The sequence below is a fragment of the Geodermatophilus normandii genome (assembly GCF_003182485.1).
GTDB lineage: Bacteria > Actinomycetota > Actinomycetes > Mycobacteriales > Geodermatophilaceae > Geodermatophilus > Geodermatophilus normandii.
Genome location: NZ_QGTX01000001.1, coordinates 3,400,879 through 3,414,585, shown reverse-complemented (window position 1 = coordinate 3,414,585; position 13,707 = coordinate 3,400,879). Strand labels below are relative to the sequence as shown.

The following is a 13,707-nucleotide window of genomic DNA, read 5'->3' as shown; positions in this document are numbered from 1 at the left end:
GGACCCGTGCGCGGGCGACCGCGCACGGGTCCGGCCACCATCAGGCGAAGGCGGGCATGACCTCGTCGTGGAGCAGGTGCAGCTGCTCCTCGACCGTCGCCACCCCCGGCAGCTCCCGGCCGGTGAAGGCCTTGACGATCGACGCGTCGTTGATCGCGGCGATGACGTGGTTGACGCCGGCGGGCTCGATCTCCTTGATCTTCGCCGTCACCTCCTCCGGCGTGCCGGAGAAGGACAGCTTGTCGGTCAGCTCCGGCGTGGTCAGCTCGATGCCGCGGGCGAGGTCGCCGCCGGCGATCGCCTCGACGATGGGCGTGAGCTGGTCGGGGTCCACGCCGTGCCGGGCGAGCTGCTCGGCCGGCATGGAGGAGGCGTAGATGCCCACCATGCTGCGGGCCGCCTCCTTCGCCGCCGCCGAGTCCCGGCCCACGGCGAGGACGACCCAGGCGCCGAAGTCCATCGTCGTCCAGTCCTTGCCGGCCTTCTCGGCGCCGGCCCGGAAGTGCTCGGCCGCGTACTCGTAGGCCTGCCGGCTGTAGCTGAGCGCCTGGTGGCACCCGTCGGAGTACTGCGCCGCGGCCTCGAACGACCGCGGCCCCCGCATGGCGCCCATCTTCACCGGCACCCGCTCCTGCACCGGCCGGGCGAAGGTGAACAGCCCGTCGTAGCGGAAGAACTCGCCGTCGAAGGTGATCGTGCCCTCGTCGAGCAGCGTCCGAACGACGTGCACGCCCTCGATGGTGCGCGAGAGCGGCTTCATCTCCTTCCAGTCGAGCTTGTACTGCGCGAGCAGCCCGAAGTTCCCGCTGGACAGCACGACCTCGGCCCGGCCGCCGCTCAGCTCGTCCAGCGTCGCCGCGGCCTGCGCGATCAGCGAGGGCTCCCGCAGGGTCACCGACGACACGCTCGGCCCCATCCGGATCCGGGAGGTGCGGGCGGCCGCGGCGGCGAAGAGCAGCCAGAGGTCCTTGTGCCAGGTCTCGTCGGCGGCGTACACGGCGTGGAAGCCGAGCTCGTCGGCGAGCTCGATGGCCCGCAGCGACTCCTCGAGGGAGTAGTCGGGCAGCATCGCGTAGCTGAACTTCATCGGATCTCCTCACTCACCGGGACAGCGGCGTCCCGCCGGATCTGCTGGAGCTGGGCGGCCACCTCGCGGGCGTCGCCCTCGGGGACGTGGGCAGAGTGCCGGTCCGGGCGGGCCAGGAACAGGTAGAGCAGCCCGGTGCCCGCGACGATCGCCAGGCCGATGGCGACGATCCAGCGGTCGAGGAAGGTCTCGGTGCCCGGCGCCGGCCGCAGCAGCAGGACGATCGCGAAGACGCCGTAGGCCAGGGCGAGGACGTTGACCACGAGCCCGGCCGAGCCGAGGTTCCACAGGCCGGCGGGCCGCCAGCCCTTGAGCCGCTGCCGGAGCGCGGCCAGCACGACCGCCTGGAAGGCGATGTAGATGCCGAGGACGGCGAACGCGGTCACGCGGGCCAGGCTGTCGGGCCGCCAGAACACGAAGAGGCAGATGAGCACCGGCACGACACAGACCACCAGCAGCGCGTTGGTGGGGACGGCGTGCCTGGCGGACACCTTCGACAGCCAGGCGCTGCCGGGCAGCATGCGGTCGCGGGCGAAGGCGTAGAGGAGCCGGCTGCCGGCCGCCTGCAGCGAGAGCACGCAGGAGACGAACGCGACGACGGTGACGACGAGGAAGACCTTGGACCCCACCGTGCCGAGCGCGCTCTCGAGGATCGTCGGGATCGGGTCGACGTCCTCGCCGGCCATGATCGCCTGCAGCTGACCGTCCGGGGCGGCCAGCACGTAGCCGGCGTAGGACAGCAGGCCGGAGACGCCGCCGACGACGATCGTCAGCATCATCGCCCGCGGGATGCGCCGGGTCGGGTCGGCGACCTCCTCCGCGACGTCCCCGCAGGCCTCGAAGCCGTAGAAGAGGAACAGCCCCGACAGGGCCGCGGCGAGGAAGGTGCCGACGTAGGCCGCGTCGCCTCCGGCGCCGAGGGTGTCGAAGAAGACGGAGAACGGCTGCTCACGGCGGAAGAGGAGCAGGAACAGGCCGAGGGCGATGACCCCGACCAGCTCCGCGGCCAGCCCGATCTTGGCGATGCGGGCCAGGGTGCGGGTGCCGCTGTAGTTGATGGCGAAGGCGAGGACCAGCAGGGCCACGGCGGTCAGCAGGGCCACCGTGGGCGTGGCCTCGATGCCGAACAGCGCGGCGACGAAGCCCCCGCCGAACTCGGCCACCGACGTGACGGTGACGATGATCGCCCAGATGTAGACCCACGAGACGATCCAGGCGTAGCGCCGGTTCCAGAGCCGCCGTGTCCACGGGTAGATGCCGCCGGCCAGCGGATACTGCGACACCACCTCGCCGAACACCAGCGAGACGAGGAACTGGCCGACGCCGACGATGACGATCCACCAGATCGCCGGCGGGCCGCCGATCGACAGGCTGTAGGCGAACAGCGAGTACACGCCCACCAGCGGGGACAGGTACGTGAACCCCAGGGCCATGTTGGCCCACAGCCCCATGCTGCGCTCGAACTCACCGGTGTAGCCCAGTGCGGCGAGCTGGGCGTCGTCGGCACTGCCGGCGGCCCGGCCTCCGGGTGGCGTCACGGGGTCTCCTCGACTCGGGAACGGGCCTGCCGACGGACACGGTGTGCCCCAGGCCACGAGGTCGGCGAAAACCTATAGAGCCAGAGTTCACAGGACAAGACGTCCCGTGTTGTGTTTCTGTTGCCTGCACGTTGCGCCGGACCTCAGCCGACGGGCAGGCGCCCGCCGTGCACGAGCAGGAGTCGCCAGGGCACGCCCGGGATCCGGGCGCCCTCGCCCGGCGCGCCCGCGTCCGGCGGCAGCAGGCTGCCGACGAGGCACCGTGGCGCGGTCGAGAGGACCACCCGCTGCTCGTCGTTGACCAGCACGAACGGCGCCGGGAGTGGCCCGAGGGTGCGCAGCAGGTGCGTCTCGAACCGGCGCACCGGGACGTCGGCCCCGGCCACGCCGGCGAACCGTCTCCCCGCTCCGACCGGCTCGGTCAGCGTGAGCAGGTAGCGGCCGGTGCCGTGGACGTCGACGTGGGGACCGACGACGTGCCGACGTCCGGTCCGCCGCGGGACGTCGAACCACTCGGCGGCCGTGTAGTCGTAGTAGCCCAGGCTGGTCGGCCGCAGGTCCGGTTCCAGGGCGCGCGAGGAGCCGTCGCCGGGGTCGACCTGCCACCACTCCAACCGCAGCGGGAGTCCCGCCTCCGGCCGCGGCGCCACGACCAGCCCGAGACCGACGGCGAGCTGCCCGGGCTCGTGCAGCAGCTCCCGCGTCCCGGCCGGCAGCAGCGCGGCGGAGGGCGTCCCCTCGCGCTCGAGGGAGCGCAGCGCCGCGTCCCGCACCCGGGCGACCGTGGCGAAGACCTGCTCGACGACGGTGGACACGGCCGCGCCGACACGCGCGACCTCGTCGCCGCGCCCGGGGCTCACGAGACCGCCCGCTGCTCGCCGCCGGACGCCGTGGCCGCCTCGAGACGCTGCAGCCGCAGCTCGATGGCCCACAGCGTCCGGGTCTCGACGTGCGACTCGGCCAGTGTCCGGGCCCGCGCGGCGTCGCGGTCCTCGATGGCGTCCACCACGGCGCGGTGGCCGGCCACGATGACGTCGAGCAGTCCGGGAGCGTGCGCCGGCGGCCACGGCAGCTGGCTCAGTTCGAGGTGCAGGTCCATCTCCTGCATGGTCAGCCGCACCGACTGGGCGCAGGCGGCCAGCTCGATGTAGTACCGGCCGTCCGTCCGCCGCTGCCCCGTCACCGTCTCCGCCGACGCCAGCCGGTCGACGATGTCCCGCAGGCGGGCGATCTCGGTGCGGGAGGCCCGGGACGCCGCCAGGCGCGCCGCGGCCGCCGCGACCGCGCCGTGCACGTCGCCGAGCTCCCGCAGGTCCGCGGTCCCGAGCTCCTCCAGGCGGGCGTCGGCGAGCTCGGCGAGCACGTCGTCCCGGGAGCGCACGAAGCTGCCGCCGCCGCGGCCCCGGCGGGTCTCCACCAGCCCCAGCTTGCGCAGCTCGGCCAGCGCCTCGCGCAGGGTCACGGTCGAGACGTTGAGCATGGTGGCGAGGTGGGCCTCGGTCGGCAGCTGCTCGCCGTCGCCCAGCAGGCCGAGCCCGATGGCGCTCCCGACCCGGCGGACCACGGCCTCGCTGCGCAGGGCGCCGTCGTCGAGGGGGGCGAAGACGGCGCGCCGCGCATCACCGCTGAGCAGTTGCACGCTCGCCTCCTGTGATCGGGACGACCACGAGTGTGACACCGACGTAGCCCCGGCTTAACCGTTGATCCCATAGGTTTTAGTGGTTACCGTGACGCAGACCCCAGCCGCCCTGTGACGAGGAGCACGACGTGACACAGGTCCAGCCCGAACGGGCGCAGGGGGCCGACGCCCTCTCCCACCCCTTCACCCCGGGGGCGCCGTCGAACCCCCCGGAGCTCGCCGACTACCCGGAGACGCTCGCCGGGCCCGTGCCCCCGCCGAACCAGGACCCGAAGACGGCCGCGTTCGTCGAGCAGTGGCGCAACACCTCCTACAACTGCTTCTCCTCGGGCCACAAGTTCTGCCGCGAGGTGTGCCCGGTCACCCAGGTCGAGCGCAACGAGTCGTGGACGCCCACCGCGTTCCACGCCAACGTGGTCGCGATGGAGCGCGGCGAGCTCGGCATCGAGGACATCGCCGCCGACTACGTCAACTGCACCCAGTGCGGTGCCTGCGAGCTGCGCTGCCCGAACACGCTGTTCACCGGTGACTTCTACCGGTTCCGCACCCGCACGGTCGACGTCGTCAAGGCGGTGCGGTCGCTCGCGGTCGAGAGCGGCGTGCACCAGCCGAGCTGGCAGATCTGGAACGAGCGCACCGACCTGCGCACCCACGAGCCGGTGCTGGGCGAGACCCCGGTGAGCCAGGAGAAGGTGCGCGACTGGGCCGAGGGCCTGGACATCCCGATCGGCGGCGAGACCGTCCTCTTCGTCGACTGCGAGGCCGCCTTCTACCGCACCTCGGTGCCGCGCGCGGTCGCCCAGATGCTGCAGATGGCCGGGTACGAGTTCGGCCTGATGGGCGAGCAGTGGTGCTGTGGCGGCCCGGCTGCCGAGATGGGCTACGCCGACCAGGCCAAGCGGTTCGCCCGGCACAACCTGGACGACTGGCGGGCCACGGGCACCAAGCGGCTGCTGGTACTCGACCCGCACGACTACATCAGCTTCACCGAGGACTACCCGAAGTACTTCGGCGAGGAGTTCGACATCGAGGTCGTCCTCGTCATCGAGGTCCTGGCCCAGCTGCTCCGCGAGGGCCGGCTGACCCCGTCGGTGCCGGTGGACCGGGCGATCACGTACCACGACCCGTGTCGTCTCAACAAGCGCAAGGGCATCTGGGCCGAGCCGCGCGAGCTGCTGCGAGCCATCCCCGGCCTGCGCTTCGAGGACGTCGACCGGGTGACCCAGTGGTCCTACTGCTCCGGCGGCGGTGGCGGCCTCCCCATCGAGAAGCCCGAGCTCACCGCCAAGATCAGCGCGATGCGCCTCGAGCGGGCCGCCGAGCTCGACGTCGACACCCTCGTCAGCGCCTGCCCGTGGTCGGAGCGGCCGCTGTCGGAGGCCGGTGACGCGGAGGACATCGACGTCGTCGACCTGCACGAGCTGTTCGCCCAGTCGCTCGGCATCACGGTGGGCGGCTCCCGCGGCGACGTCGGCGACCGCCGGCTCGCCCAGGAGCGCACCGGCGTCCCGGGCCGGGCGCGGCGGACCTCCGGCAGCAGCCGCGGCGGCTGCGGCGGCGGGGGCTGCGGCGGCGGGTGCGGCAACGGTTCCGGCGGCTGCGGGTGCGGGGGGCACTGACCATGACGATGACCGAGCCCACGCCCACCATCGGCACCGAGCCGTTCAGCCGCGAGCCGCTCAGCGAGGACCGCCTCAACCAGCTGGTCGCCGCGCTGCGGCCGATCCTGGGCGACGACCAGATCCTGCTGGCCAAGACCGACCGCTACAACCGGGCCCGGGTGCCGGCGCCCTTCCCCGTGCACCGCTGGTCCGAGCGGGTCCCCGACGTGGTCGTCATGCCCACCTCCACCGAGCAGGTGGCCGCGGTGGTCAAGGTCGCCAACGAGCTGCGCGTGCCCGTCGTCCCCCGCGACGGCGGCACCGGCCTGACCGACGGCGCGGTGCCGATGCGCCGCGGCATCGTCGTCGACGTCAAGAAGATGAACCAGATCCACGAGCTGGACCTGGTCAACCGGACCGTGACGGTCGGGACCGGCATCAGCATGCTCAAGCTGAACGAGCGGCTGGCCCAGCACGGGCTGTTCTACCCCGACGACCCGGCGTCCTACCCGTGCTCGCTGGTCGGCGGCCGGATCGGCACCAGCGGCTGGTCGCTGATCGGCAGCCGGTACGGCCACACCCGCGACCTGGTGCTGAGCTTCGACCACGTGCTGCCCACCGGCGAGGTCCTGCACGTCGGCGACGGCATCGGCCAGAAGATCAGCAAGTCCTCCAGCGGCTACCAGCTCAAGCACCTGTTCATGGGCCACCAGGGCACCCTCGGCATCGCCACGAAGGCGACGCTCAAGCTGTTCCCCAAGCCCGAGGCCGAGCTCTCGCCGTTCTGGGCGTTCGACGACTACGAGGCCGCGCACGCCTGCACCGGCGCGCTCGCCCGCGCCGGGGTGGCCACCTTCGCCGGCGCGGTGCTCTTCGACGAGCACAAGGTCGCCTACCTGCGCCGCGACGACGAGGCCTACATCCCCCAGCCGGCCGACGTCCGGGCTCTGGTGTGCGCCGTCATGTACGGCTACGAGGACGAGGTGCGGGCCGGCGGGAAGCGGCTGTTCCGCATCGCGAAGGAGCACGGCGCCCGCTACCTCGGCGACGAGATCTCCGAGGGTGACTGGGCCGCCCGCCACGACCGGTACGCGACGCCGCTGCACGGGCGGACCAAGGACGGCCAGGTCATCCCGATGTCCTGGCACTGCGAGGACGCCGCGGTCAACTTCTCGAACGTCCCGGCGGTCAGCCGGGCGTGGCACGGGATCCTCGCCGACCTGCGCCGCAAGACCGACGTGTTCGACGACTGGGGCATGTTCGCCTACACCTCGGCCAGCACCGGCGTGGACTACCTCACCGAGATCGACGTGGGCATCTGGGAGCAGCGGCTCGACGACGCCGCCTGGGACGCCTGGGTGCAGGCCAAGCGGGAGATCGCCGCGGTCGCCATCGCCCACGGCGGCTCGATGAGCGCGTGCCACGGCTCCTGCCGCGAGGGCGAGGTGGACCTCCTGCCGCAGGAGCTCGGCAAGGGCTTCGACGTGATGCTCGAGGTCAAGCGCGCGCTGGACCCGAACAACGTCATGAACCCCGGCAAGTACCTGCTCGACCGCGCCTACGGGAGGGACACGACCGATGAGGGACGTTGAGACCGACGGCCGCGTCGCCCCCGACGCCGACCCCGGGCCGGCCGCCACGGCGCCGTACCGCTTCGCCGAGCAGCACACCCCGCCGTCGGCGCAGCGGGCCAGCGAGGTCGCGCAGACGACGTTTGAGCACGTCTACGAGGTCGACCCGCGCCTGATGCAGGTGCACGTGCTCCAGCAGGTGTTCCCCAACTGGGACACGCTGCGGATCATGCGCAGCCGGCACGACCACCTCGCCTGGATGCACCGGCACTTCGCCTCCACGGTGGTCACCGGGTCGGAGCTGCTGGCGGAGGTCGAGGCGGAGGCCCAGACGGGGGAAGCAGTGCGGAATCCGCACGTACCCGCCCCCGGTACTGGATCGACCGACGGTCTCGGGGCACGATGACGACCGGATCAGCACCACTGTCGAGCGAGAGGGACCTGCGGTGAGCGAGAAGCTCGAGCTGCGCAACGTCGTCGGCGGGGAGCACGTCGACGTCACCGACGGCCGCCGGATGGACCTGGTGGACCCCTCCACCGGAGAGGTGTTCGCCTCCGCGCCGGTGTCGGGCGCCGAGGACGTCGACCGCGCCTACCGCGTGGCCGCCGACGCGTTCGAGACCTGGCGGGACACCACCCCGTCGGAGCGGCAGCAGGCGCTGCTGCGGCTCGCCGACGCGGTGGAGGAGCACGCCGAGGAGCTCGTGGCGCTGGAGAGCCGCAACACCGGCAAGCCGATCGGCCTGACCGCCTCGGAGGAGATCCCCCCGATGGTCGACCAGATCCGCTTCTTCGCCGGCGCGGCCCGCACTCTCGAGGGCAAGGCGGCCGCCGAGTACATGGCCGGGCACACCTCCTGGATCCGCCGCGAGCCGATCGGCGTCGTCGGCCAGGTCACGCCGTGGAACTACCCGATGATGATGGCGGTCTGGAAGATCGCCCCCGCCCTGGCGGCCGGCAACACCGTCGTCCTCAAGCCCTCGGACACGACCCCGGTGACCACCCTGCGGCTGGCCGAGCTGGCCGCCGAGGTGCTCCCCGCCGGCGTCCTCAACGTGATCTGCGGCGACCGGGACACCGGCCGCGCGCTCGTGGAGCACCCGACGCCCCAGCTGGTGGCCATCACCGGCTCGGTGCGGGCCGGCATGGAGGTCGCCGGCGCCGCGGCGAAGGACGTCAAGCGGGTCCACCTCGAGCTCGGCGGCAAGGCACCGGTCGTCGTCTTCGACGACGCCGACCTCGAGGCCGCGGCCGAGGCGATCGCCACCGCCGGCTACTTCAACGCCGGGCAGGACTGCACCGCCGCCTCCCGCGTGCTGGCCGGCCCGGGCATCCACGACGACTTCGTCGCCGCGCTCACCGAGCAGGCCCGCGCCACCGCGACCACCTACGCCAAGGGCGCCGAGGACGCCGACGCCCTGGTGCCGCCGGTGAACAACGCCAACCAGCTGGCGCACGTCACCGGCTTCCTCGACCGGCTGCCGGACCACGCCGAGGTCACCGCGGGCGGGCACCGCCAGGGCGACCGCGGCTTCTTCGTGGAGCCGACCGTGGTCGCGGGCCTGCACCAGGACGACGAGATCGTGCAGCGGGAGGTCTTCGGCCCGGTCATCTCGGTGCAGCGCTTCACCGACGAGGACGAGGCGGTGCGCTGGGCCAACGGGGTCGACCTCGGCCTGGCCTCCAGCGTGTGGACGAAGGACTTCGGTCGGGCCATGCGGATGAGCAAGCGGCTGGACTTCGGCTGCGTGTGGATCAACACGCACATCCCGCTGGTCGCCGAGATGCCGCACGGCGGGTTCAAGCACTCCGGCTACGGCAAGGACCTGTCGCTCTACGGCCTCGAGGACTACACCCGGGTCAAGCACGTCATGGCCAACATCGAGAGCTGACCCACGGCACGACGAGGCCCCCGGTCCGATCGGACCGGGGGCCTCGCTGCGTCCCGTCCGCCCCGAGGTCGTCAGGAGCGGCCGGGGGGCTCAGACCGGGATGCCGGTGAGGACCAGCACGCGCTCCTCGGTGAGGTCCTCCATGGCCGCGTGCACGCCCTCGCGCCCGGTGCCGGAGTCCTTGACCCCGCCGTAGGGCATCTGGTCGGCCCGGAAGCTCGGGACGTCGCCGACCACCACGCCCCCGACCTCCAGCACCTGCGCCGCGCGGAAGGCCACCTGCAGGTCGCGGGTGAAGACGCCGGCCTGCAGCCCGAAGCGGCTGTCGTTGACCCGCGCGAACGCCTCGTCGACGGAGTCGACCGGATCGAGCACCACGACCGGGCCGAAGACCTCCTCGCAGGACACCTTCGCGTCGGCGGGGACGTCGGTGAGGACCGTGGGCGCGTAGGAGGCGCCGTCGCGGGCGCCGCCGGTCAGGACGCGGGCGCCCGCCGCCACCGCCTCGTCGACCCAGCCCTCCACCCGGCGGGCGGCCTGCTCGTCGATCAGCGGTCCGACGTCGGTCGCCTCGTCGGTCGGGTCGCCGGTGACGAGCTTCTGCACGGCCTCGACGACGCGCTCGGTCAGCGTGCCGGCGACGTCGCGGTGGGCGAACACCCGCTGCACCGAGATGCAGGACTGGCCGGCCTGGTACATCGCGAACGTGGCGATGCGGCCGGCGGCCCAGGCCAGCGCGTCGTCGTCCTGGTCGGGGGCGACGACGACGGCGGCGTTGCCGCCCAGCTCCAGGGTCACGTGCTTGCGCGGCGCGGACTCCCGGATCGACCAGCCGACCGGCACCGAGCCGGTGAAGGAGACGACCGGCAGCCGCGGGTCCCGCACCAGCCGCGCGGCCACCTCGTCGGGCACCGGCAGGACCGACCAGGCACCCGCCGGCAGCTCGGTCTCGGCGAGGACCTCGCCCAGCAGCAGCGCCGACAGCGGCGTCGCCGGCGCGGGCTTGAGCACGATGGGTGCCCCGACCGCGATGGCCGGGGCGACCTTGTGCGCGACCAGGTTCAGCGGGAAGTTGAACGGCGCGATGCCGAGCACGGGACCGCGCGGCGCCCGCCGCACCAGCGCCATGCGGCCGGTGGCCGCCGGGTCGGTGTCCAGGCGCTGCAGGGTGCCCGACCAGCGCCGCGCCTCCTCCGCACCCCAGCGGAACGTCGAGACGGCGCGGGCCACCTCGAGGCGTGCCCACTTCAGCGGCTTGCCCGACTCGGCCGTGATCAGCGCGGCGATCTCCTCGCTGCGCTCGGCCAGCCGCCGGGACACGTGGTCCAGCGCGGCGCTGCGCACGTGGGCGGGGGTCGCGGCGTACTCGGCACGGACCCCGTGGGCGGCGGCGACCGCCGCCTCGACGTCCTCGGCGCTCGCCGTCGTCGTCCGGCCCGCGACCGCGCCGTCGTGGGGCGAGCGGACCTCCACGGGGTCCGTGCCCGTGCGCGGCCGGCCGGCGACCCAGTAGGGAGTGGTCGGTGTGGACATGCGTCCTCCTCGGGCGTGGTGTCGCCGTCGAGCGTCGCGGACCCGACGTGCCGACCGCGAGCGCCGTTGTGGCCACCGGGTGCCGCGGCGCACGCCGGCCTGGCACGCGCGGCCCGGCACCCGCCGGCCGTCACCGACCCGCCGTCAGGCCCCGCCGCAGCTCGTCCAAGGCCTGCGCGAGGCTCACCCGCGGGGCCCAGCCCCACCCCCGAGCGCGGTCGGTGCGCAGCTGCCCGGTCCAGACCGGCTCGTCGGTCCACTCGGGCGCGACGCCCAGCGCGTCGGTCACCGTGCCCAGGTAGTCCCGCCACGTCGCGGGCTCACCCGCGACGTTCACCGGGGTCGTGCTGCCGGGTACGGGGCCCCGCTCCGGGTCGTCGGCGGTCGCGACCGCACCCGTGGCGACGTCTGCGACCAGGACCGCCAGGTCGTCGACGTGCACCCAGGGCCAGCTCTTCGCCGGGTTCACCCGGCGCTCCCCGTCGCGGACCTCCTGCGGTCGCAGCGTGTTCCACACCGACGTGTCGCCGGCGCCGAGGATGGCCGGCGGGCGGACCAGCACGGTCGTGAGCCCGCCGACCTGCGCCAGCGCGGCGTCGGTGGCGTTCTTGGTGTCGGGGTAGTCGCCACTGCCCTCCGGCAGGAGGGCCCCGTCCTCGGCGACGTCCCCGACGCCGGCCGAGCGGTCGTAGACCCCGGCCGTGGACAGGTGCACGAGCCGGGCGACGCCGGCATCGCGGGCAGCCCGGGCGAGGACCGGTGTGCCCTCGACGCCCACCCGGTGCTGCACCTCCCGGGACGAGCCCATCGGGTGGACCGTCGTGACCACCGCGTCGGCGCCCCGGGTCACCGCGCGGGCGAGGTCCTCGTCGGCGAAGTCGCCGACGTGCTCGGTGACCCCGTGGAGTGCCGGTGCGCTGCCGGCGCGGCGGACGACGGCGCGCACCCGCGCCGACCGCTCGACCAGCGCCCGGCACACCGCGGCGCCCACCAGTCCGTTCGCACCGGTCACCACGACGACGGGAGGGGACGCGACCATGCCGTCCACCCTGCCAGCCACCGCCCGCCGGTGCCCGCCGCGCAGCACGCGCCGCGTTCCCGTGCTCGGTGCTAGGAGGCACCCGGGCCGGCGTCGGGGTCGGCCGGTGGCCGGACCGCCTGCCGCCGCCCGTCCTCGGTGAGGTAGCCGCGGACGAGCTGCTCGGCGGTCGAGGAGCTGGCGGTGAACCCGGTGACCGCCGCGACGAACTCGGGGCCGCTGAGGGCGGCGAGCTCGGTGTCCTCGAGCGCGCGCACGGTCGCCGTCCGCGGGACGGAGCGCAGCAGCGCGATCTCGCCGAACGCGTCGCCGGGCCCGAGCCGGCGGATCTCGCGTCCGTCGGTGATCACGGCGACGCTGCCGGACTCGACGACGTAGAAGTCGTCGCCGGGGTCACCGGCCCGGAACACGTCGGCCTGTGCCGCGATCCGGGACCGGCGCACGCGCTGCGCCAGGCCCTCGATGGCCGGCACGGGCAGCAGCCGGAGCACGCCGACCCGCCGGAGCAGCCGGATCCGGTCCGTCCGCACCCCGATGTCCGCGTCGATCGCCCGCAGGCCCGCCCAGCGCGCGGCGACCGCCACCGGCAGGAGGGCGCCCGCGACGACGAGCGCGCCGCTGCCCCCCAGGGCGGAGACGAGGATCGGGATCGCCAGCGAGCCGAGCGCCAGCGCCAGGGCGAACACCGCCTCGGTCAGGGCCAGCACCCGCGCCAGCGTCTGGTCGGGGACCAGCCGCTGCAGCAGCGTGAACCCGGTGACGTCGACCAGCGCGTTGGCGGCGCCGACGACCAGGAAGGCGCCGACCGCCACGGAGTCGCCCGTGACCAGCCCGACGACGACGAGCGGGATCCCCCACAGGGCGATCCCGGCCCCGAACAACGTCCCCAGCCGGGCGCTGCCCGCGGCGCCGATCGACGCCAGCGCCGCCAGGAGGCCGCCGACCCCGAACGCCGCCCAGAGCAGCCCGACCCCCGGGCGGCCCAGCTCCGTGAGGTCCACCGCGACCACCACGGCCAGCACCGTCAGCGCGCCGCGGACCACGCACTGCACGCCACCCAGGACGATCACCTCCGCCGCGCGGGGGCGCCGGCGCAGCTCGCGCAGCCCGTCGACGACGTCCGCGACCACCCGCGCCCGCCCGGCGGGTGCGCCGGTCGCCGGTCGCCCCGGCTCCTGGCGCAGCCCGGCGGCGAGCACCCCGGCGACGCCGGCGAGGAGCGCCACCGCGCCGAACGCGACCGCCGCGCTGGACCCCGCGAGCAGCGCCGCCGCGGCCAGCGGGCCGACCAGCGCCGCCAGTCCGTCGAGGATGGAGCGGACCGCGTTCACCCCGGCCAGTTCCTCCGGCGTGGTGCACAGCGAGGGGAACAACGCGCCGAGCACCGGCCGGTACGCGGCGTGGCAGACCGTGGAGGCGGTCAGCAGGGCGTACACCACCAGCGGCTGGCCGGCGGCGGCGGCGATCCCCGCTCCCCCCGCGGTGACCGCGCGGAGCGCGCACGTCCCCACGAGCAGCCGGCGGCGCGAGACCCGGTCGGCCAGCGCGCCCAGCCAGGGGAGCGCGATCGTCGCGGGCAGGACCCGCAGGAACCCGACCACCCCGACGCCGACCGCGCCGTCGGTGTCGAAGGCGTAGACCGTCATCGCCGTGAGGAACAGGAACTCACCCGTCCACGCCGACACCGACGACGTCTGCGCGAGCCGGAGGTCGCGGTTCCGGGTCACCGATGCCCACGCCTCGCGGTAGGCACCCGGCACGTCGCGGACGCTAGCAGCGCGGAGGCACCCCGAGGAGGGTGCTGCAG

Annotated in this window: 11 protein-coding genes; 4 read left to right on the top strand and 7 right to left on the bottom strand. The window is 73.9% G+C overall.

What is annotated here, in order from left to right:
- Positions 1-40: 40 nt before the first annotated feature.
- The 4 genes from JD79_RS16550 to JD79_RS16535 all read right to left on the bottom strand — a co-directional run bounded on the left by JD79_RS16550 (position 41) and on the right by JD79_RS16535 (position 4,264).
- Entirely contained in the window at positions 41-1,087 is a 1,047-nt protein-coding gene (locus JD79_RS16550; RefSeq protein ID WP_110006410.1) for an LLM class flavin-dependent oxidoreductase, read from the bottom strand.
- Positions 1,084-2,625, bottom strand: coding sequence for an APC family permease (locus tag JD79_RS16545; protein WP_211308018.1), 1,542 nt, complete (start codon positions 2,623-2,625; stop codon positions 1,084-1,086). The genes JD79_RS16550 and JD79_RS16545 overlap by 4 nt, the downstream gene beginning before the upstream one ends.
- Before the next feature lie 143 nt (positions 2,626-2,768).
- Entirely contained in the window at positions 2,769-3,485 is a 717-nt protein-coding gene (locus JD79_RS16540) for a cache domain-containing protein (protein ID WP_110006409.1), read from the bottom strand.
- Positions 3,482-4,264, bottom strand: a complete 783-nt coding sequence (locus JD79_RS16535) for a FadR/GntR family transcriptional regulator (RefSeq protein WP_211308017.1) — start codon at positions 4,262-4,264, stop codon at positions 3,482-3,484. Before JD79_RS16535 ends, JD79_RS16540 begins: the two co-directional genes overlap by 4 nt.
- Before the next feature lie 128 nt (positions 4,265-4,392).
- Between JD79_RS16535 and JD79_RS16530 the strand changes: the two genes are divergently transcribed.
- From JD79_RS16530 to JD79_RS16515, 4 genes are read left to right on the top strand one after another with little or no spacing between them, the layout of a single operon-like run.
- Positions 4,393-5,883: a (Fe-S)-binding protein gene (locus JD79_RS16530; protein ID WP_211308016.1), complete on the top strand. Its 1,491-nt coding sequence runs from the start codon at positions 4,393-4,395 to the stop codon at positions 5,881-5,883.
- An 8-nt stretch (positions 5,884-5,891) separates the two neighbouring features.
- On the top strand, positions 5,892-7,457 hold the full coding sequence (locus tag JD79_RS16525; protein WP_110007788.1) for an FAD-binding oxidoreductase: 1,566 nt from the start codon (positions 5,892-5,894) through the stop codon (positions 7,455-7,457).
- A complete protein-coding gene (locus JD79_RS23140; RefSeq protein WP_211308015.1) occupies positions 7,444-7,842 on the top strand; it encodes a hypothetical protein in 399 nt (132 codons plus the stop codon). The genes JD79_RS16525 and JD79_RS23140 overlap by 14 nt, the downstream gene beginning before the upstream one ends.
- 40 nt (positions 7,843-7,882) lie before the next feature.
- Positions 7,883-9,328, top strand: a complete 1,446-nt coding sequence (locus JD79_RS16515) for a gamma-aminobutyraldehyde dehydrogenase (protein WP_110006408.1) — start codon at positions 7,883-7,885, stop codon at positions 9,326-9,328.
- Between the two features lie 90 nt (positions 9,329-9,418).
- Here JD79_RS16515 and JD79_RS16510 read toward each other — a convergent pair whose 3' ends face one another.
- The 3 genes from JD79_RS16510 to JD79_RS16500 all read right to left on the bottom strand — a co-directional run bounded on the left by JD79_RS16510 (position 9,419) and on the right by JD79_RS16500 (position 13,660).
- Positions 9,419-10,861 carry an aldehyde dehydrogenase family protein gene (locus JD79_RS16510; protein WP_110006407.1) on the bottom strand — a complete coding sequence of 481 codons (1,443 nt, stop codon included), beginning with the start codon at positions 10,859-10,861 and terminating at the stop codon, positions 9,419-9,421.
- 130 nt (positions 10,862-10,991) lie between these two features.
- Entirely contained in the window at positions 10,992-11,900 is a 909-nt protein-coding gene (locus JD79_RS16505) for an NAD-dependent epimerase/dehydratase family protein (RefSeq protein ID WP_110007787.1), read from the bottom strand.
- A 71-nt stretch (positions 11,901-11,971) separates the two neighbouring features.
- Positions 11,972-13,660, bottom strand: a complete 1,689-nt coding sequence (locus tag JD79_RS16500) for an MFS transporter (protein WP_110006406.1) — start codon at positions 13,658-13,660, stop codon at positions 11,972-11,974.
- Positions 13,661-13,707 lie beyond the last annotated feature (47 nt).